This is a genomic window from Anaerobacterium chartisolvens (genome assembly GCF_003337415.1).
GTDB lineage: Bacteria > Bacillota > Clostridia > Acetivibrionales > DSM-27016 > Anaerobacterium > Anaerobacterium chartisolvens.
The window spans coordinates 60,337-81,084 of sequence record NZ_QPJT01000018.1; the positions used below are offsets into that span (position 1 = coordinate 60,337).

Genomic DNA, 20,748 nt, shown 5'->3' on the forward strand with positions numbered 1-20,748 from the left:
TTTTCACATTATGAAGCAGCCGCTTCCGATATAAGCTTAATCTGCTCATGAAGCTGAAGAGCTCTTTCTTCAAAATTGGGGGATTTTCTTCTGGCTGCCTCCGCTACTTCAAATGCCTCGTCGTTTCTTCCGTTTTCTATTAAAATCATGCAAAGATCGAAATACGGATCAAAGAAATTTTCATCCGCAAGGTCGATTGATTTCCTTAAGTAAGCCAGCCCGTCCTCTAAGCTGCCCATTCTGCAAAGAGTCACGCCAAGTCCCTTATGGGCGTATGCATCATTTGGCCTTTCTTTAAGAACAGCTCTGTTTGCTTTTTCCGCCGCATCATAATTCCCCAGCATAAAACAGACATACCCGTATACGCTTAACAGATCCATATTTCCGCTATCCAATTCAACGGCTTTGGACATCAGGATTTCTGCAAGCTGAAAGTTTCCGACGGACAGGAATTTATCTGCCTTGGATCTTAAAAGCTCCAGAGAATCTATCTTTTTAAGCTGCTCTTGTGCTTTGCTTACGGCGAAATTGTACGAGCAATACTTATTTTCGGCGTACAGGCTGCCCTCCATTGTAATTCTGGTGTTTGAGCATCCTCCAAGACAGCTTCCTCCATATTGGCATTTGCTGCACAAGCCCTTTAAATCGGACTTCTTTAAGCCTCTGTTCCAGCTAAAGCTTTGGGGGTTATCCCATATTTCCTTTACGGGTGTTATTCTTACATTGCCTTCAACATACTGCTTGTCCCTCACGGAGGTACAGCCTATAATATCACCGTTGTGCAGTATTCCCATTCCGTACTTGCCCGCCGCACATCCCTGCCAGACATATTGCTCCATATTAAGGCTGCTTTTCCTGACCTCAATTTCCTTCACATTGTAGTAGCCTATGCAGTCTGCAAGCTGTATGTCTATGCCACCCTTCTGCATGGTTTCATAAGCAAAATCTATTATGTCGTTGACATGGCGCGGCTCCATTATCATTTCGCCGTGATCGGCCATATTTCCCATAGGAAGACCTATTTGAAGCTGCCAGGATTTAACCCCCTTTGTGATAAGAAGCTCTCTTAACTCAGCCAGCTCACCGATGTTTTGCTGGTTAACGGTAGTAATTGCCGCATAATTAAGATCCTTTTGCTTCATAAGGTCAAAGGCATTCATGATCCTTTCAAATGAACCCGGCTTTCTTATAAAATCATGAGTATCGCAAAGCCCATCAACACTTACGGCTATGGTATTTATTCCTGCTTCTCTTGCCCTGTCAAGTATTTTGTCATCTATAAGCCAGCCATTGGTTATCATATTGGGTATTATTCCGTTTTGAGCCAGCCTCCGCGCTATCACATCCCAGTCCTTTCTTGTGGTGGGCTCTCCTCCCGACAGCGTTATCCATTCAAAGCCAAGCTCGCCGAGATCATCACACAGCTTAAGAGCCTCGTCGGTAGTCAATTCACCCTCCTGAGCATTTTCACAGCTTGATCCGCAGTGCTTGCATCTCATATTGCAGCCCATTGTTATTTCCCACACTGAAGTTATAGGCCTGTAATCCATTCCTAAATTCCCCCTTTTTAAAATTGACTATGGGTATTATCTATGATATATGTGTATTTTAATTTCAGGCATTTCATAAATACTGGCATGGGAGAATGGCCCGAGCCATTCTCCCTCACAGGATGACAGTCACTATCGCTTAGCAAAGAGACTCCTTGGTTATTGGAGGAATTCCATAAAACGGTAAAATTCCGTAGCAAACAACCATTATTGGAGGGACTAAGATATTTGAGGCCGAAGCAAAGCTCGCTCCTCCCGTCATCTCCATAAGCTCTTCGTCCGTCAACTCAGTGCCTTTAAAATTGTCCATAGACATGTGCGCCTACCTCCTTGTTTATTTTTTTATATGCTGCACTGTGAATACTCTTTGTCCAAGCATTCGGCAGTATATAACTTAAGAATATCATGGTATATATAGATATATCAAGACTTATTTACAAAAATTAACATGAAGAAATGACTCCATACAGAGCCATTCCTTCATTTCTTACGGGTCTTTGTTAAGCCAGATCCTTAGTTATGGGAGGTATGCCGTACAACGGTGTAACACCATACTTAAGAACAGGAATAATCCCATATTTAAGTGTGGGCGGAATTCCATATTCAACTATAGGCGGAATTCCATACAGCGCGACTACCGGAGGAATCAGACTATCGGATAATGAAGCCGAAATAAAGCTGGCTCCTCCTGTCATTTCCATTAATTCCTCATCCGTCAATTCAATGCCTGTAAATTTTTCCTTGGACATATAAATTCACCCCCTTTACATTAAATTTTATTGCATACCATGGCATGCACAGGTAAATTTATGCCGGGATATTTAGCTATGTATGATTTAATAAAGCATACCTTGGTAAAATTAGTGGGGAGTAGAAGGTGCGAATAGAGAATAATGTGATACAATATCATTACATCTATATAACATATCGGATTTGTTTTAGTGATATTTTACCATTAAATGTTGATTTTTTCAATTAATATTTTATTTTTTAATAATATAAAGTAATTATAATGAGAATAGTATAAAAAATAGTTGTGCGGATAGTATGCTAAAATAACTAAGCTTTAAATTAACACTACTATGTAAAATACTCTATTACGGCGTGTGGAAATCTTTCCATGATAAGCCCTGAAATAAACTCCTTCATTTCTCCGGAGGTTTCCTTGGGATAGACATACTTGAATCTTCCAAATTTTCCCCACTTGAGAACACGCTTTGTTTCGTCCATATCCAGCCCTGTTGACGGGAAGCGCTCCAGTATAAATTTCTTTGCGATTGGGGTAAACCTGTGCTGTATAAGCTCAAAGGTAATATTTTCAGGGAGACTGGCTCCCCTAAGATTTTCCTTAAGCCGGTCAAAGAGCTCGGAGTACTCCTCCCGCCACCCTTCGTATACCATTATGGGTGCCACTATAAAGCCTATGGGATAGGCGGCATGTGCAATTTTTGACGCTGCACTTATGCGTTCGTCATAGCTTGCGGTATTATGCTCAAAGCTGCTTATGACATGCCTTGAATTTATGCTTACCCTGAAACGGGTATGAAGGTTGTGGTTTAAGTGAAGGAGAGGCTCGACATTGTCAAACTTGGTGACCACGCGCAGCCTTGCATTGTCCAATGAGCCGAAATACTCTATAGTCCTCGACAGGCTTCCCGTTATATGCTCAAGGGCTAAAGGATCACCCGTGCTCGCCACCTCAAAGGTGGTAAGGCCGCCGCCGTTTTTTTCTATGTGCTTTGCTATGGAGTCGAATATTTCCTCTATGTTTACATATGTTCTTAAATAGGGCCTTGAGGACTGTGTGGTCTGGAGATAGCAGTACTCGCAATTTCCGGGACAGTTTGTGGCAAGAGCAAACTCAAAGTCAGCCGAGGGCTTGCAGACATCAAGCTTAAGGCTTTTTTTTACGGCAACCACAAGAGTTTTTTTCGAACGGGCATATTTTTCCTGCTCTGTTTTTCCGGGAATTGACCTGTATACATTCTGCATGGGTGTCTTTATAACCTCAATATTTTTTTTGCTGTCAAAAAGGCTGTACAGCTTTTCCCCAAGGGGATATTTCAGAGAAGAGGGTTCAAAAAAGACTCTTTCAGGCATAAATAAATCCATATATAAACACCATCCTTATTTTTATTTTGCCTTATCAAAGCTTTTTTTATTCTCTTTATTTTATGCATCTCTTTAGAATTGCCTGTTTACGCAAGTCGAAAATTAGAATAGAATTAAAAATATATAGGATGCAATAAAGATTTAAAAATGAAGGGAGACAGCATTTGAGTAAGGTATCGGTTGAAAAATGCCCTGACTATGAGATGGGGAATATGTATAGAGCTTTAAAAAAAACGTTTGATAACCTCGGAGGTGTGGAAAAATATATAAGGCCGGGCATGAGGGTGGCTCTTAAGCCTAATCTTGTAATGAAAAAAAGACCTGCCGAAGCGGCTACTACTCATCCTTCTGTTGTTCAGGCCCTGTCTTCCATTATAAAGGAGCAGGGAGCAAAGGCTATAATAGTGGAAAGCCCCGGCGGGCTTTATACAAAAAACGCCCTTAAAGGGGTTTATTCGGCTTGCGGCATTGAAGAGGCGGCTCTAAAATCAGGGGCCGAGCTTAATTATGATACGGCGGAGGCAGAGGTTAAAAATCCAGAAGGAGTTATTTTAAAAAATCTCATATTGATAAAACCGCTGATGGATGCGGATTTGATAATAAATTTGCCCAAGCTGAAAACTCACGGCCAGATGGTGTACACAGGCGCAGTAAAAAATATGTTCGGGGCTGTTGCAGGTGCCCGAAAGGCTGAATACCATTTCAGAATATCGGAATATAAAAGATTTGCCGATGCTTTAATAGACATATTTCTTGGGGCTAAGCCTGCCCTTAATATTATGGACGCCGTTACCGGAATGGAGGGAAACGGGCCCACGGCGGGAAACGCCAGAAATATAGGACTTGTTATTGCCGGTGAGGATGCGTTCAGCCTTGACTTTGCCGCATTAAATATAATCGGAGCAGACCCGTTCGCAGTGCCTCTGATAGCACAGGCGGCTCAAAGGGGGCTGTGCCCTAAGAGCCTCGGTGAGATAGATATAGTGGGTGAGCAAATAAGCACTGTGAGGATAAGTGATTTTGACATACCTCAAATAGAGTCTTTACGGGACATACAATTCTTTAATAATAAATTGTTTAAGGGTATAATGTCCTATATTAAGCCCCGGCCGGTTTTTAATTATGCATTATGCGTAGGCTGCGCGGAGTGTGCCAGAAACTGTCCCGCCAGGATAATTACGATGAAAAATTCAAAGCCCCGGCTGGATCTGTCAAAGTGTATACGGTGCTTTTGCTGTCAGGAGCTTTGTCCTGCTAAAGCAGTTGAAATAAAGAGATCCCCCTTGCTGAAATTTCTTATTAAAAAATAAAAAGGTCAATCATAAGGAGGATTTTAAAGCCTAATTATAGAATAGTAAATACTATATTTGATCATTAATTCACATGCGGAAAACAAGCGGCTTTTGATGTTTATTTAAAGCTGAAAAATGCTTTTTTGTAATCTTTTGTAAATACAAATTGGAGAGGGCAGGGGTTGTTAGTGAATATTGAATATATAAATCCGTTTATTGAGGCAAGCCAGACAGTTCTTTTACAAATGGCATCAATACAAGCTAAGCTTGGAAAGGTATATCTTAAGGATTCCCCGCATAAAAGCAATACGATTGCTATAATTGTAGGGCTCACCGGGAAAATTAGGGGTCAGGTAATATTCACTATGAGCATACCTCTTGGACTGGAAATAGCTTCAAAAATGATGGGAGGGATGACGATCTCCGAGCTGGATGAAATTTCCAAGAGTGCCATATCGGAGCTTACAAATATGATACTTGGAAATACCGCTACTATTTTATACAATAGAGGCATAGGTATAGATATAACTCCTCCATCTCTTATAATGGGAGAAAATCTTCAAATATCCACCGACAAAATGAAGACAATATGTATACCTCTGCTGTTGGGTGAAAGTGATGTGCTTGAGATTGATCTTTCTGTGATGGATACTTAATAAGTGATGTGGTATTTTGGGTGGGATGATGGACCTTGAATATTTTGAGGGCTGTCATCTTTTTGCTATTAAACGCTTGTTTTTGTGGTAATATATATTAAATGCACTCTCGACGGGAGGAATGGTTTTGTCATTGAATATTGTTCTGGTAGAGCCTGAGATACCTCAGAATACCGGGAATATAGTAAGAACCTGTGCGGCTATAGGAGCAGATTTGCATCTTGTAGGGCCTCTGGGCTTTTCTGTGGAGGACAGGTATTTAAAACGTGCCGGGCTGGATTATTGGAATGAAGTAAATATACGGTTTTATGACAGCTTTAGTGAGGTAAGGGAAAAATACGCCGGCAAACAGTTTTATTATGCCTCCACAAAGGCTGTAAACACATACGCACAGGTAAAATACCCCGAGGATTGCTTTATTGTTTTCGGAAAGGAAACATTAGGGCTTCCGGAGGAGCTTTTGAAGGAGAATATGGCTCATTGCATAAGAATCCCCATGAGACAGGGCATAAGATCTCTTAATCTGTCTAATTCCGTTGCGGTGGTGGCATTTGAAATAATGAGGCAGTACGGCTTTCGGGAGCTTGTCGGAGAGGGAAAGCTTGTGAAATATGAGTGGGAGTAATATCTGTACAACTGATATGGGAGGTGATGCCATGGTTAATGCAAGCAGAATGAGGGATGAGTTTTTAGAGCTTGTAAGAATTGACAGCGTGACGCTGCATGAGCGCCGAATGGCGGATGTGCTTAAGGCAAAGCTTGAGAGCATGGGAATACCCGTTTATGAGGATAATGCAGGTGAGAAAATAGGGGGTAATGCCGGAAACCTCATATGCACCGTCAAGGGTGAGAGGGATGTTCCGGGAATATTGTTGATGGCGCATATGGATACTGTTTCACCGGGCATAGGCAAAAATCCCGTTGTGGAAGGGGATATAATAAGAACGGACGGCACCACGGTGCTCGGGGGTGATGACGCAGCGGGAATTGAATGCATACTGGAGGCACTAAGAGTCATTTCGGAGGACGGTATACCACACGGAAACATTCACATTGCCTTTACCGTTGCTGAGGAGGGCGGCCTGCTTGGAGCCAAGAACATGGATTACGGTGCAATTGACGTAAGGTATGGGTTTGTAATGGATGACGGAGGAGATATAGGCAGTGTAGCCGTCTCGGCGCCTACGCAAAATAAAATTGATATAATTGTAAAAGGAAAGGCTGCACATGCCGGCGTTGAGCCTGAAAAGGGAATCAGCGCCATTCAGATTGCGGCGTGGGCAATTTCGCAGATGAGACTGGGAAGGATAGATCATGAAACCACCGCTAATATAGGTATAATAAAGGGAGGATGTGCCACAAACATAATTTGTGACAGGGTGGAGATTGAGGCCGAGGCAAGAAGCAGGAGCAGGAGAAAGCTTGACGAGCAGACCTCACATATGAGACATTGCTTTGAAACGGCCTGCGCGAGATTTGGAGGCAGCTTTAAATTCGACGTTCAAAATGTCTATCCTGAATTTAATGTAAAGCAGGACAGCGGAATTATGAGAATACTGGAAAGAGCCGCAAAGAAGGCGGAAATCGAGCTTAAGGCAGGAGCCACAGGAGGAGGAAGCGATACAAATATAATAAATGGAAGAGGTATAGAGGCTGTTGACATAAGTGTTGGAATGGATAAGGTTCACAGTGTGGAGGAACAGATAAGCATTAAGGATATGGCAAGGGCCGCGGAATTTTTAGTAGAGATAATTAAGGCTATATAGAAAAATAAAATGTAATATAATGGAGATTTTTATTAATATGTTGGATTTCAGAGAAATATCAATAGAAGACAAGGAGCTGTTTGACAGGTTTTTGGCTATGACGGCCCCTCCAGCCTCCGAGTTTACGTTTACTAATTTTTTTATGTGGAGAAATTTTTATAAATTCAGATATGCCGTAATAGAAGAGCTTTTATGCATAGTAGCCGTCCCGGAGCAAAAACCGCCTTTTTGCTTTCCTCCGCTGGGACGCATTGAGGCGGGCAATTTTGAGAGTGCAGTGCATATCTTGAATAAGTATTTTGAGGGTAATGATTGGAAGCTGAGATTTGAGAGGGTATGGGAGGGAATAGAGGACAGGTTTGCAGGCTTAAATAGCTTTAAGGTGAAGCTTGCGTATGACAGGGACAACAGTGACTATGTATATACCAGAGAAAGCCTCACAAGCCTTAAAGGGAAGAGATACGACGGCAAAAGAAATCATATAAACAGGTTTAAAAGGGAGTATTCATATCGGTATGTTCCGATTGATGAAGGCCTTATAGATGAATGCCGCAGAATAATGGATATATGGTGTGCCGAAAGGGATTGCGGCGAGCATAGGGGATATTATTGTGAAAAGCTTGCAAATGAAGAGCTTTTAAGTAATTTTACAAGGCTTGGCTGCAAAGGGGCCCTATTAGAGGTCAATGACTGCTATGAGGGCTTTACCGTAGGAGAAATGCTGAATACTGATACCGCCGTGGTGCATATTGAAAAGGCAAATGCAAAGATACATGGCTTGTATACAATGCTTAACCAGCAATTCTGTGAAAATGAGTGGCATAAGGCCAATTATATAAACAGGGAGCAGGATCTGGGAATTGAGGGGCTTAGAAAAGCAAAGCTGTCATATAACCCTGTATTTATGGTTAATAAGCTTACGGCTATATTTGAATAGAGTAAATTTATGTGAGTATGCAAGGTATAATTTTATATATAAAAACAAAAGATAAATATTGTACACTTTGTTAAAAAATTAATTTATTTTGTTAATGCTATTGAAAAAATGAGTAAAATAATATAAAATAATTTTGGTTTAGGAGTATATCCTGACGATGATTTTTTTGTTTTAGTATTTGAGCTGTAAGGCAGTACTGTTGTTATTTAAGCCGGCTGTTTAATAGCTTTAATTTATTCGAAGCATTGCTTCTTTAGAAGGAATTGCTTCAAAATTAATATTTACATAGGAGGTTTTAGAACATGGCTGTAAAAATGGGTATTAACGGTTTCGGACGTATCGGACGTCTTGTTTTCAGGGCTGCTGTATGCAACCCCAATGTAGAGGTAAAAGGAATTAACGATCCTTTTGTTGATCTGGAGTACATGAAATATATGTTAAGGTATGACACCGTTCACGGACAGTTTGACGGAACAATTGAAACAAAGGAAGGCAAGCTGGTTGTAAACGGAAAAGAGATTGCCGTATTTTCAGCCAAGGATCCCGCTGAGATTCCATGGGCAAGCTGCGGAGCAGATTATGTTGTAGAGTCTACAGGAGTTTTCACCACTATAGAAAAGGCTTCGGCTCACTTCAAGGGCGGTGCTAAAAAGGTAGTTATCAGTGCTCCCTCGGCAGATGCTCCGATGTTTGTTATGGGCGTTAACGACGATAAGTACACAAAGGACATGACTGTTGTTTCAAATGCTTCATGTACTACAAACTGCCTTGCACCTCTTGCCAAGGTTATCAACGACAACTTTGGAATAGTTGAGGGCCTTATGACTACAGTTCACGCTGCTACAAACACTCAGAAGACTGTTGACGCTCCTTCAATGAAAGACTGGAGAGGTGGAAGATCCATTCTCGGAAATATTATCCCTTCCTCAACCGGTGCTGCAAAAGCGGTTGGAAAGGTTATTCCCGAATTAAACGGCAAATTGACAGGTATGGCGTTCAGGGTTCCTACGGCAGACGTTTCTGTTGTTGACCTTACCTGCCGTCTTGAGAAAGCAGCCAGCTATGACGAAATTAAGGCGGCTGTTAAGAAGGCTTCTGAAAATGAGCTTAAAGGAATACTTGGATATACTGAGGATTCAGTTGTTTCAACCGATTTTATACATGATGCGCGTACTTCAATATTTGATGCAGGCGCAGGTATTGCATTGAACGGCAATTTCGTAAAGCTTGTTTCATGGTATGATAATGAATGGGGATATTCAAACAAGGTTGTAAGCCTGATTGAGCATATGGCAAAGGTTGATGCTTAAGAAACAGCGAAAGGGTAATTTCGTTATTTCCTGATATTTCCCTTAAGTACGATAAATTAATTAATTTAAATTTAAAAAAACTGCCGGCATATCGTTTTGATATTCCGGCAGTTTTTTAAGCTTAGATGCCTTCCTCGGGGCTTTTTATATCATAAAGATTATACGTAATACATTTTGAAGATCTCCTTGCCTTTGTGCCTTTAGCCGCTCCGCCTTCCTTTGGTTCTTTTTTTGAAGCTCTCAGCGTTTTGGCTGTTGTTCCACTGTTTGACTTGTTTATGCAGTTTTTGTTTGTACAGTGGTCGTTAATTATTATTGATCCGCAACTACAGAATTGTGCCAAAAAAATCACTCCTTAATAGTGTACGCATTAATCACATTGTTATCATAATGGAATAAATTGCGCCTATATAAAGTATATCACAAAACAGTATGCTTTAATTATTCATATTAAGAAAAAATCAAAAATAATTGAGAAAGAATACAAAGACAGATGGAACATGTGAGCGGTATTGAAATCTTTGCAAATTTATTTATAATGGTATATAATCTATTTGCAGTTATGCCTTTTTCTCTTTATAGAAAGATGTAGGGGAATGTTAATGTTAAAGAAGAAAATACTGATTATAGATGACACACAGCTTATGGTGAAAATAATAAAGGATATATTGGAAGGTGCGGGCTACGAGGTTATTTTTGAATACAACGGACAGAGCGGTATAAAGCGAGTGGCTGAGGAAAAGCCTGATCTTGTGCTTCTTGATATAGTCATGCCCGGTATGGACGGCTTTGAGACCTGCAGGGTTCTTAGGGGAGATGACTGCAATAATCTTATGCCCATTATAATGCTTACCGCTCAGGATGCGGAGGACGATAAGCTTACAGGTCTTGAGCTGGGCGCCGACGACTATATTATAAAGCCCTTTAATCCCAGAGAGCTTATAAGCAGAGTGAACAATATATTCAGAAGGATAGACAGAAACAGGCAGGCAAATCCTCTTACAGGGCTGCCGGGAAATATAGAGATACAATTGGAAATAAACTCAAGGATTACACGAAATGAATATTTTTCTGTAATTTATGCCGATATTGACAATTTCAAGGCATACAATGACGTGTATGGATTTGCTACGGCAGACACCGCTATTAAGCTTACGGCGGATATAATTACCGATAATGTTCATTGCTTTGGTGTGGTGCAGGATTTTATAGGGCACATCGGAGGAGATGATTTTGTTATAATTACGGTACCCGAATGTGCAAATGATATTTGTGCCGGCATAATAAGAGATTTTGATTTAAAGATATTGGAGCTCTATACCGAGGAGGACAGGAAAAAGGGATGTATATCAACCACTAACAGGCAGGGAAAGGAAATTCTGTACCCTATAATGTCTATTTCCATAGCTGTTGTATCAAATATGCATAGAAGCTTTATAAACCATATTCAGGTATCTGAGGTGGCCGCGGAAGTGAAAAAGAAGGCAAAAACCATCGCGGGGAGCGTATATGTAAAGGACAGAAGAAAGCAATAGCTTATACATATAGGACGCGATAAAGATTTTACAAGCATAGAGGATATAATTGCTTACAGAAATTTTTAATAGCAACGAAAAGCTGAATTTGGGGGAAATGTCTCTAGGGCCCGAGCAATAAATTCACTTTTCTTAGATGTATTCCTTACGGGTCAAAAAAATTTCTTCCATCAAGTTATATCCTCCATGTAAAATCTTTATCACTATATATGGTAGTCTAAAAAAACAATCAAGGGAAGTGATGCAGAATGAAAAATTATATCAAGGGTTCTTTAAAGGTTTTGGCAGACTATGGTTTAAGCCTGCTGCTCTTTTGTATTTTCGTAATAAGCATGTATAAGTATTTGAGCGTGTTTTCCTTCATTATTTTTCTTCTTATGTTTGCTCTTATATACTCAGATTTTAAAAAGCTGGCGATTAAAGAAAAGAGGCCGCATTCCGAGGTGCCGCGTTACCCGCTGAAGGGATTTGTGCTGGGCTTTTTTGGGTTTCTGCCCATTATGCTCATTGAAGCGGTATATCCATTAATAAACTTTAATGATAAGGTGCTCGAAGGAATAAAGCATTTGGCGCTTAATACCATTTTAAGCCCCTTATTCTGGTTTATTAAGCTTGGGAATGAAGTATGGTATTTTTATGCGCTTGCTCCTCTGATAGTGATAGCCATAACGGGATTGGGCTATGTGGCGGGGTATTATGGCATAGAGGTATGGGCTTCGATAAAAAAGCTTTTTATCAGGACAGGTGCTGTACCTAACAAGACCCCCAAAAGAAGATAATATTTACAGACGACTTAATGTAGAGATTTATGCATATATTGCCCGAGCCGGAATATTCTTAATAATAGAATTAGTTGTTAAGGTTGGGGTAATCATGATAGTTGTATTAAGAAAAAGCAATATTGCACTGGTAATTTTAATTTTGTTGCTCTCAATAGCCATATACAGCCTTAATGTAAATGGCGGCGATGCTGTTTCCACAACAGGCGAGGCAGCGGAGAAGGCGGGGAAGACAGTGCTTCTGGACCCGGGGCATGGGGGGGAGGACCCCGGAGCGGTAAGCGATTACAGCGGGATTAAGGAAAAGGACATCAGCTTAAGTATTGCTCTGAAAGCAAAAGAGCTTTTGGAGGCGGAGGGGTATAAGGTTTTAATGACCAGAGCCGAAGACAGGCTGGAATATTCGCCGGATACCACCAGTGTTACACAGAAAAGGAAGCAGGACTTAACCAGAAGAAAAAAAATGATGGATGAGGCAGGCGCTGATATTGTTGTCAGCATACATCTCAATAAATTTCCCCAGACTCAGTATTCGGGGGCTCAGGTTTTCTACCCGCACAATTCTCCTGAAAGCCAGAAATTGGCGGTGTCAATACAAAAATCCGTTAAAGATATAGTAGATCCCAATAATAAAAGAGAGGCTCTTGTAAAGGGAAAAGCAAACGAGCTTCCTATAATAATTTTAAGAGATGTCAAGACTACCACCGCAATTATAGAGTGCGGCTTCCTGTCAAACCCCGACGAGGAAAAGCTGCTGGCGACAAAGGAGCATCAGGATAAGCTTTCTGCGGCAGTAGCGGACGGGGTGAAAAAATATTTTGTAGCCAAATAGCAGGGCAGGGAGGCAGCCTCAGCCGGGGAAACTTGATTTTTCGCTTGCCAGTGCTTCCCACAGCTCATACAGCTCTTCCAGACTTGAGTTCAAAGCTTGCTGCTCGCTGTGAAGCTCAGTCAGCCTTATGTGGTCGGCGGAGGTATCTTCCGACACCATTTCAAGCTCAAGCTGGTGCAGGCGGGACTCTGTTTTTTCTATTTGCTGCTCTGTTTCACCCAACTGCCGTTCCAGTTTCCGCAGCCTGGCCTTTTCCTCCTTTACGGCCAGGCGCTCAAGCTTGGAGGCGGAAGCTTTGGGTTCGTGTGCCTTTTCCGCGGCACTGCTTTTGAGCCTGCCCTTATATTCCTGAAAGGAAAGGTAATTGCCGGAATAATCCTTTAAGCAGACATCATCAAACTCAAGTATCCTTGTGGAGAGCTTGTTTATAAAATACCTGTCGTGGGACACTGCAAGTATTGTACCCTCAAAGCTTTGAAGAGCTTCCTCAAGCACCTCTCTTGAATTTATATCCAGATGATTGGTAGGCTCGTCAAGTATTAAAAAATTGGCCCCCGACAGCATAAGCTTAACCAGAGACACCCTGCTTTTTTCTCCTCCGCTCAACACCGATACAGGCTTTAATATGTCCTCCCCCTTAAATAGGAATGCAGCAAGAGTAGTTCTTATCTGTGTCTGAGTAAGTTTTTCATTTGAATCCCACACCTCGTCTATTACCGTGTTTCCTTCATCAAGATTCTCCTGCTCCTGATCATAATAACCGATATATACATTGTGCCCGTATCCGAACTCACCCGAGGTCTTACTAAGCTTTCCCGTCAGTACCTTAAGAAGCGTTGACTTGCCGCACCCGTTGGGGCCCAGAACAAAGACCCGTTCCTGATTTCTTATACGGAAGCTTATATCCTTAAAAAGGGGCTTTCCGGGGTATTCCTTTGAAAGCCTTTCCACGGATAATATGTCATTTCCGCTTGTTATGCCTGTTTTAAAGCTTATTTTTATTTTTCCCGGCAAAGCCTTGGGCTTGTCTATTTTCTCCATTCTGTCTATGGCTTTTTGCCTGCTTTCAGCGGCTACTATATTTTTTTCTCTGTTCCATCTTTTCTGCTGCTCTATAAAGGCTTCCATCCTTTCGATCTCCTTTTGCTGGAGCTCGTAGTGCCTTTGCTGAATTTCCATATCCACCGATTTTTGCTTTATATATGAGGTATAGCTGCTATTATACATTTTGCAGAAGCAGTTTTCCAGCTCAAGGGTTTTATTGGTAACCGCGTCTAAAAAGTACCTGTCATGAGAAATAAGGAGCACAGTGCTGCGGCAGCCCTTTAAAAAGCTTTCAAGCCACTCTAGGGCATTTATATCAAGGTGGTTTGTGGGCTCGTCAAGCAGAAGCAGATCGGGCTCCTCAAGAAGCAGCCTTGCCAGAGATAAGCGGGTCTTTTGGCCTCCGCTCAAGGTGTGTATTTTTGTATTCCATTGCTCCTCGGAAAATCCCAGTCCCTTTAACACTCCCTTTATTCTGCTGTTATATTCATATCCTCCCGACCGGGTAAATTTGTCCGTTACAGAAGAATACTCCTTCATGAGCGATGATAGGCGTACCTGCCCCTCATCTGTTTTATTGGTTCCGGCTATGCTAATTTCGTTTTCAAGCTCCTTGAGCCTTTTTTCCATGTCTGTAAGGGCAGAATAGGCCGACATCAATTCCTCCCATATGGTGCTTGAGGAATCAAGGCCTGAATTTTGCTCAAGATACCCTATTTTTTTATCCTTGGATATATAAATATTGCCGCTGTCGGGCTGAATTACGCCGCAGATAATCTTAAAAAGAGTAGATTTTCCTGCGCCGTTTACGCCCACTATCCCCACCTTATCGGACTGCTGTACGCTGAAGCTGATATCCTCAATTATTTTTGTTGTACCAAAGGATAACGATATATTGTCACAGTTTAAAACTATCATCAGATATTACACCTCAAAAATAACTAATAAGCAGAATACTGCTGCAAGCGGAGTACTGCTGCAAGGCAATTATAACAAAAAACTCATGGGGCGGCAATATTGACAATAAAATAACAATAGTGGTATAATCTCTATACCAAAAGGTGGATGTATACAGTATTTTTACAGGTATTCAGACTGAATTTTATCTTTAAGGGGGATGTTCATGAGTCTTAAAAAAAAGGTTTCCATGGCAGTTGTTAGGCGTCTTCCCAGGTATTACAGGTATCTTGCCGATTTGCTTAAATTGGATATAACAAGGATTTCATCCAAAGAGCTTAGTATGAGGATGGGCATTACCGCTTCGCAGATCCGTCAGGATTTAAATTGTTTCGGAGGATTTGGACAGCAGGGATATGGCTATAATGTGGAGTTTTTGTATAATGAAATTGGCAACATAATGGGTCTGAATAACAGGTATCAAACAATAATAATAGGATCAGGGCATATGGGAAAGGCCCTTGCCAACTATGAAAACTTTGAGAAAAGGGGCTTTAAGCTGGTTGGTATTTTCGATATAAACCCCGAAGTGGTGGGAGGAAGCATTAAAGACATACAGATATATCATATTGATACTCTCGAGGAGTATGTAAAGACAGAAAGGGTTGATATCGCAATACTTTCAGTGCCTTATGAGCAGACACCTCTTGTTGCGGACAGGGTGGCAAGGCTTGGAATCAAAGGGCTGTGGAACTTTTCCCCCATGGATTTAAAGCTTCCGTATGGGGACATAGTTATAGAAAATGTCCACCTTAGCGACGGTCTGATGGTGCTTGGGTATAATATGAACCAAAAGATGTTAAGCAGTAAAAAAACAGGAGACTAAAGGCGCGGTTCAATAGGGAAACTTATTGAACCATATCCGAAACCGATACGGAAAAACAGTAGGGAGGCATTATCTCAAAAGGGATAGTGCCTCCCTTGCATGTTGGTATAGCTTAAGCCAGTATAGCAATTCATTTCCAGTAATTATTCCGATTTAAAAACAACAATATATAGAAGATTGTTGTCTATGAAAAGACGGGTAATCCTGACGGCAGCAAGAGCCAGTGGGTGGGATATACATTATAAATTCACACGGGTATGTGGAGATGAAAGAGAAATACGGATTGCTGGCTAAGGTATTTTTTGGTACAATAAATCTAAATAGCAGAACATTCAGACCATTATAGCCCCCTCGAATTCGACGGGTTTAAATCTTGGGATACTTAAATTACTTTGCTGCGAGGTAATTTATTTTATATGCGGGAGGATGAACGAGTTGGAACACGAAGACAAAATAATTTTATATATAACAGACAGCGGCAAAGTGACTATTTCAGTTAGATTTGAAGATGATAACTTTTGGATGACGCAAAAAGCAATTGCGGATCTGTTTGAAACGGAACGGAGCGTTATAACAAAGCACCTTTCCAATATATATGAGGAAGAAGAATTAGACAAGAATGCAACTTGTGCAAAATTTGCACAAGTTCAAATTGAAGGCAGCCGTGAGATTTCGAGGTTAGTGGATTTCTATAACCTTGATGCAATAATAGCAGTTGGATACCGTGTTAATTCAAAAAAAGCAACCCGATTCCGTCAATGGGGGACCAAAACGCTTCACGAGTATATTCAAAAGGGCTTTGTCTTAAATGATGAGCTTCTGAAAAACGGCAAGCCTTTCGGCAAGGATTATTTTGATGAGTTGCTGGAGCGCATCCGTGAGATACGAGCCAGTGAGCGGAGAGCATATCAAAAGATTGCTGATGTGTTTGAGCAGTGCAGTTACGATTATGATAAAAACAGCAACCTGACTCGAGAGTTTTATGCCTTTGTGCAGAATAAACTCCATTATGCCATAACAGGCAAAACCGCAGCAGAGTTGATTGCTGAGAGAGTCAATCTTGAGCATCCCACAATGGGGTTAACTACTTGGAAAGCAGCTCCGGATGGAAAAATCATTAAGCAAGATGTATCGGTTGCGAAAAACTATCTTAACGAAAAGGAACTTTCACGAATGAACCGAATCGTGACAATGTTCATTGACTATGCGGAATTAATGGCAGAGGATGAAGTGCTGATGAGCATGGCAGACTGGCTTGGGGAAACAGATAATTTTTTGAAAAACAACCGCAGGAAAGTCCTTGAGGGCAGAGGAACAGTTTCTCATGATGATGCGGTAAAAAAAGCTGAGGAAATTTACAAGCAATTCCGAATTCGGCAGGATAAGAATTATATTTCGCAGTTTGACAAAGAGATGTTCAAATATCTGAAAGGTGAAACAGATAAGGATGAGTAGTGTGGATTATCTTGTTAAATACATAGACTACCGAGACATTGGGGTACTCAGTGCATTCGCAGAAGAAGAACAGAAAATAGCTGGATAACGGTAAAGGCAGATAGTCAAAGCTGCTATCTGCCTTGTCAAGCGCCCATGGTTTAAATTATGTCCCTATGGGAACGAACCTAAACAAAGGTCTCCTGATTTTTTGCCACAGGGTCTACAGACTGCTTAAAACGCTCTGAAAATCGGGATAGGCCACCTCAAGGATTTGGGTCTTTCTTACCATGGTTTCTCCGTCGGCAACGAGCCCTGCCACAGCCATGGACATGGCTATCGCCGCGTCGTTATACCCATCCGTAACGGTGCCCTTCAGAGGCCTTCCGCCTTCAATAGCCATTCCGTCCTCGGTTTCATATGCGGCGGCGCCCATCTTGCAAAGCTCCGCAATAAGACATTTTATCCTGCCTGAGTCTTTAATCTTAAAGCCCTTCAAATCCTTTATTACGGTAGTGCCCTCAGCCATACAGGCCGCAATGGCTATAACAGGTATTTCATCTATCAGGCGCGGTATGAGGCTTCCTTCAATTACAGTGGCTTTTAGAGGGGAAGAGGTTACTGTGATATCCGACACCTCTTCATTATTTACGGTGTGCTTGTTAAGCAGCTCTATTTTTGCACCCATAGATTTATACACATCCAATATGCCTGTTCTTGTAGGGTTTACTCCAACATTTCTTATAGTTATATCCGAGTTGAGAACTATTAAGCCTGCCGTAATAAAATACGCGGCTATGGATATATCTCCCGGTATATGAATATGCTGTCCATACAGCTCGCCTGTTTTGCGGGATGAAACCTTAAGACCGTCTACCTTTATATTTGCGCCGAAATAGTTAAGCATAAGCTCAGAGTGATCTCTGGACTTTACAGCCTCAACAACGCTGGTTCTATCATCGGAGTATAGTCCTGCAATTAGAATGGGAGATTTTATAAATGTCTCAAACCTCGACGGCTCATAAGTAATTCCGTGGAGCTTTGAAGGCATTATATTGAGAGGACAGATATTTCCGTCGCCCCTGCCGCTTATAATAGCGCCCATCTGCCTTAAAGGGTTCAATACCATGCTCATGTTTTTTTTAGCAGAGGAAACGTCTCTGGTAATAGAGGAGGGAAAACGCTGTCCCACAAGCGAACCCAGAAGAAGTCTTATAGTGGTGCCAGATCTTCCGGCATTAAGCATTACCGGGGAGGCCTTAAGTCCGTAAAGCCCCCTGCCCGAAATTTTAACCCTGCTGTCTGAAAGAATTTGTATTCCCACCTGCATACGCCTGAAGCAGTCTATGGTATTTAAACAGTCCTCACTCATTGAAAGTCCCGAGATTTCAGTGGTGCCCTTTGCAAGCGAACCAAACATTATGGCCCTCTGCGATATGGACTTATCCCCCGGCAATGTAATTTCGCCTCTTAAAGAGTTTCTTTGCTCAATTAACACCTATTACGTTCCCCCATTCATTTTCAATTACTCTTATATACTTTATAACCTTTTTCAGCCAATAAATCAAATGAAATATTTACACTTTTTGAATCGGGCAATGTAATTTTTAAGCATCCTTGTTCAAATTCTCTGTTGTTTGAGACGTTGATATTTTTAATATTAACCTTATTGCTGCCCAATATGGTTGCAATTTCTCCTATAATTCCCGGCTCGTCAACAACGTCAACGATGATATCGAATATAGGATTTATCAGTCCGTCCGCCGGAGACGGTATCCTTTTTACCGAGGAGAAGGAGTCTCTGTATATTTTTGCATCCTCAAAAAAGCCGTATACGCTTTCCCTGTTCCCTTTGTCCATACTCAACTTAAAGCTGTTTAAAATGTCTATATATTGCTCTATGATCTTCCCTATTTGCTCTTTGTTGCTGGATACTATATTCTCCCACATTTCAGGGCTGGATGAGGCTATTCTTGTTATATCCCTAAAACCTCCTGCCGCCAGCATTTGCATTTTGCAGTCGGCAGAGTCGTATTTTTTCACCATGTTTACGAGGGCCGACGCTATAACATGAGGCACATGGCTTATGGTTCCCGTTACCCTGTCGTGCTCCTTTGCATCCATAAGCACAGGTATGGCGCCTATGCTCTTTACAAGCTCCGCCATCGTACCGATACAACGATCATTAGTGGATTTGGCAGGCGACAGCACATAATATGCATTTTCAAACAAATGGGGAAAGCTGGCGGCATAGCCCGTCTTTTCAGTCCCCGCCATTGGATGCCCCCCTATAAAGGCAGGGGGATTGGGCATACTGTCGATATGCTCGGCTATTTCTGCCTTTGTGCTGCCCACATCTGTTATTATGCATTCCCTGCTTACTTTTTCAGAGATAATGTCAAGGTATTCGATTGCCATTTTAACGGGTGTGCAAATAAATATTATATCCGATTCATAAACATAGCTGTTCAGCTCATTGAAGCCTCTTGAAATTGTTCCCTCACTAATTGCCTGCTCTACTGAAGCCATGTTTCTGTTTATACCTGTTATATCGCATATCCCCATACGTCTGAAAGCCTTTGCAAGAGAGCCTCCTATCAGTCCTAAGCCTATAATCGATATTTTTTTGCCACAAAAAATTGAATTATTCGCCATAGTGAAATTCTCTCCCTATTATTTCGGCAATTTCGCTTATTACTTTACATAAATTGTTAAAATCGTCAGGCTTCAACTGCTGGGCGGCATCGGAGAGTGCGCATCTGGGATTGGGGTGAACCTCTATTATCAGTCCGTCGGCGCCTGCGGCTATCGCAGCTTTTGAAAGGGGAAGAATATATTGCGATTTCCCTGCCGCGTGGCTGGGATCTACAATGATGGGGAGGTGGCTTGAGGTTTTGACAACGGGAACGGCGCTTATATCAAGGGTGTTTCTTGTTGCGGTTTCAAATGTTCTTATTCCCCTTTCACAAAGAATGACATTGTGATTGCCTTCACTCATTATATACTCCGCCGCATTAAGCCACTCATCTATAGTGGTTGAAGGACCGCGCTTGTAGAGCACAGGCTTTTGTGAGCGGCCAACCTCTCTTAAAAGCTGAAAATTCTGAACATTTCTTGCGCCTATCTGGAACATGTCAACATACTTGTCCGCTGTTTCAACTGCCTTTTCACTTGTAACCTCGCTTATTATCAAAAGGCCTGTAGCATCCTTGGCTTCCTTTAGAAGCTTAAGTCCTTCCTCCTCAAGCCCCTGAAAGGCATAGGGCGACGTTCTGGGCTTGAAGGCTCCCCCTCTTAAAAACTGTGCGCCGGACTTTTTGACCGCAAAGGCGGCCTCCATAATCTGCTCCCTGCTTTCCACGGCGCAGGGACCCGCCATCATTACAAGCTCTTTTCCGCCTATTTTAACTCCCTGGACATCAATAACACTGGGCTCGGGCTTGAAGGTTTTGCCCGCCAGCTTGTATGATTCTACAATGGGAACCAGCTTTTCCACTCCCGGCATAAGCTCAAGCGGCACATCACTCAATACCCTCTTATCGCCAAGTACGCCTATTATGGTTCTTTCAGTCCCCTTTGAAATATGTACTCCCAGGCCCAAAGACTCCAATACCTTTGAAATCTCCACAATCTCCTTATCCTGGGAGCCCTGCTTCATTACTATAATCATAACTATCCTTCCTTCCTGCAAAATTAATACTTTTAACCGTTTTGCCTT

At 41.8% G+C, this 20,748-nt stretch carries 20 protein-coding genes; 11 read left to right on the forward strand and 9 right to left on the reverse strand.

Annotated features, from left to right (window positions below):
* Nucleotides 1-8 precede the first annotated feature (8 nt).
* From DFR58_RS14950 to splB, 4 genes are all read right to left on the reverse strand, one after another.
* Nucleotides 9-1,550, reverse strand: a complete 1,542-nt coding sequence (locus DFR58_RS14950) for a radical SAM/SPASM domain-containing protein (RefSeq protein ID WP_114298655.1) — start codon at nucleotides 1,548-1,550, stop codon at nucleotides 9-11.
* Nucleotides 1,551-1,689: 139 nt separating this feature from the next.
* Complete coding sequence (locus DFR58_RS21910; RefSeq protein WP_170138174.1) at nucleotides 1,690-1,866, reverse strand: hypothetical protein; 177 nt, start codon at nucleotides 1,864-1,866, stop codon at nucleotides 1,690-1,692.
* Nucleotides 1,867-2,050: 184 nt separating this feature from the next.
* On the reverse strand, nucleotides 2,051-2,299 hold the full coding sequence (locus DFR58_RS14955) for a hypothetical protein (RefSeq protein ID WP_114298656.1): 249 nt from the start codon (nucleotides 2,297-2,299) through the stop codon (nucleotides 2,051-2,053).
* Between the two features lie 331 nt (nucleotides 2,300-2,630).
* The gene (gene splB / locus DFR58_RS14960; RefSeq protein WP_114298657.1) at nucleotides 2,631-3,662 is read right to left on the reverse strand and encodes a spore photoproduct lyase; all 1,032 of its coding nucleotides are present in this window, start codon (nucleotides 3,660-3,662) and stop codon (nucleotides 2,631-2,633) included.
* A 164-nt stretch (nucleotides 3,663-3,826) separates the two neighbouring features.
* On the opposite strand from splB, the gene DFR58_RS14965 reads away from it, so the two are divergent.
* The 6 genes from DFR58_RS14965 (at nucleotide 3,827) to gap (ending at nucleotide 9,623) form a co-directional block, all read left to right on the forward strand.
* On the forward strand, nucleotides 3,827-4,972 hold the full coding sequence (locus DFR58_RS14965) for a DUF362 domain-containing protein (RefSeq protein ID WP_114298658.1): 1,146 nt from the start codon (nucleotides 3,827-3,829) through the stop codon (nucleotides 4,970-4,972).
* Between the two features lie 170 nt (nucleotides 4,973-5,142).
* Nucleotides 5,143-5,610: a chemotaxis protein CheX gene (locus DFR58_RS14970; protein WP_114298659.1), complete on the forward strand. Its 468-nt coding sequence runs from the start codon at nucleotides 5,143-5,145 to the stop codon at nucleotides 5,608-5,610.
* A gap of 127 nt (nucleotides 5,611-5,737) precedes the next feature.
* A complete protein-coding gene (locus DFR58_RS14975; RefSeq protein WP_114298660.1) occupies nucleotides 5,738-6,235 on the forward strand; it encodes a tRNA (cytidine(34)-2'-O)-methyltransferase in 498 nt (165 codons plus the stop codon).
* A gap of 31 nt (nucleotides 6,236-6,266) precedes the next feature.
* The gene (locus tag DFR58_RS14980) at nucleotides 6,267-7,376 is read left to right on the forward strand and encodes a M20/M25/M40 family metallo-hydrolase (protein WP_114298661.1); all 1,110 of its coding nucleotides are present in this window, start codon (nucleotides 6,267-6,269) and stop codon (nucleotides 7,374-7,376) included.
* A 37-nt stretch (nucleotides 7,377-7,413) separates the two neighbouring features.
* A complete protein-coding gene (locus DFR58_RS14985) occupies nucleotides 7,414-8,313 on the forward strand; it encodes a DUF2156 domain-containing protein (RefSeq protein ID WP_114298662.1) in 900 nt (299 codons plus the stop codon).
* A gap of 302 nt (nucleotides 8,314-8,615) precedes the next feature.
* Nucleotides 8,616-9,623 carry a type I glyceraldehyde-3-phosphate dehydrogenase gene (gene gap / locus DFR58_RS14990; RefSeq protein WP_114298663.1) on the forward strand — a complete coding sequence of 336 codons (1,008 nt, stop codon included), beginning with the start codon at nucleotides 8,616-8,618 and terminating at the stop codon, nucleotides 9,621-9,623.
* Nucleotides 9,624-9,744: 121 nt separating this feature from the next.
* On the opposite strand, the gene DFR58_RS14995 is transcribed toward gap, so the two are convergent.
* Nucleotides 9,745-9,966 (reverse strand): hypothetical protein, encoded by a 222-nt coding sequence (locus DFR58_RS14995; protein ID WP_114298664.1) that lies wholly within the window; start codon nucleotides 9,964-9,966, stop codon nucleotides 9,745-9,747.
* A gap of 259 nt (nucleotides 9,967-10,225) precedes the next feature.
* On the opposite strand from DFR58_RS14995, the gene DFR58_RS15000 reads away from it, so the two are divergent.
* From DFR58_RS15000 to DFR58_RS15010, 3 genes are all read left to right on the forward strand, one after another.
* Complete coding sequence (locus DFR58_RS15000) at nucleotides 10,226-11,158, forward strand: GGDEF domain-containing response regulator (RefSeq protein ID WP_114298665.1); 933 nt, start codon at nucleotides 10,226-10,228, stop codon at nucleotides 11,156-11,158.
* Between the two features lie 248 nt (nucleotides 11,159-11,406).
* Entirely contained in the window at nucleotides 11,407-11,937 is a 531-nt protein-coding gene (locus tag DFR58_RS15005; RefSeq protein WP_114298666.1) for a hypothetical protein, read from the forward strand.
* 94 nt (nucleotides 11,938-12,031) lie between these two features.
* Nucleotides 12,032-12,769 carry an N-acetylmuramoyl-L-alanine amidase gene (locus DFR58_RS15010; RefSeq protein ID WP_114298667.1) on the forward strand — a complete coding sequence of 246 codons (738 nt, stop codon included), beginning with the start codon at nucleotides 12,032-12,034 and terminating at the stop codon, nucleotides 12,767-12,769.
* A gap of 18 nt (nucleotides 12,770-12,787) precedes the next feature.
* On the opposite strand, the gene DFR58_RS15015 is transcribed toward DFR58_RS15010, so the two are convergent.
* The gene (locus DFR58_RS15015) at nucleotides 12,788-14,731 is read right to left on the reverse strand and encodes an ABC-F family ATP-binding cassette domain-containing protein (RefSeq protein ID WP_114298668.1); all 1,944 of its coding nucleotides are present in this window, start codon (nucleotides 14,729-14,731) and stop codon (nucleotides 12,788-12,790) included.
* Nucleotides 14,732-14,936: 205 nt separating this feature from the next.
* On the opposite strand from DFR58_RS15015, the gene DFR58_RS15020 reads away from it, so the two are divergent.
* Together DFR58_RS15020 and DFR58_RS15025 are read left to right on the forward strand one after the other, a co-directional pair.
* Nucleotides 14,937-15,596, forward strand: coding sequence for a redox-sensing transcriptional repressor Rex (locus DFR58_RS15020; protein WP_114298669.1), 660 nt, complete (start codon nucleotides 14,937-14,939; stop codon nucleotides 15,594-15,596).
* Between the two features lie 426 nt (nucleotides 15,597-16,022).
* Entirely contained in the window at nucleotides 16,023-17,051 is a 1,029-nt protein-coding gene (locus DFR58_RS15025; protein WP_207659246.1) for a virulence RhuM family protein, read from the forward strand.
* Nucleotides 17,052-17,253: 202 nt separating this feature from the next.
* Here the strand turns inward: DFR58_RS15025 and aroA are convergent, their stop codons facing one another.
* From aroA to aroF, 3 genes are read right to left on the reverse strand one after another with little or no spacing between them, the layout of a single operon-like run.
* Nucleotides 17,254-18,528 (reverse strand): 3-phosphoshikimate 1-carboxyvinyltransferase, encoded by a 1,275-nt coding sequence (gene aroA / locus DFR58_RS15030; RefSeq protein WP_114298671.1) that lies wholly within the window; start codon nucleotides 18,526-18,528, stop codon nucleotides 17,254-17,256.
* 23 nt (nucleotides 18,529-18,551) lie between these two features.
* Complete coding sequence (locus tag DFR58_RS15035; RefSeq protein ID WP_114298672.1) at nucleotides 18,552-19,685, reverse strand: prephenate dehydrogenase; 1,134 nt, start codon at nucleotides 19,683-19,685, stop codon at nucleotides 18,552-18,554.
* On the reverse strand, nucleotides 19,675-20,700 hold the full coding sequence (aroF, locus tag DFR58_RS15040; RefSeq protein WP_114298673.1) for a 3-deoxy-7-phosphoheptulonate synthase: 1,026 nt from the start codon (nucleotides 20,698-20,700) through the stop codon (nucleotides 19,675-19,677). The genes DFR58_RS15035 and aroF overlap by 11 nt, the downstream gene beginning before the upstream one ends.
* Nucleotides 20,701-20,748 lie beyond the last annotated feature (48 nt).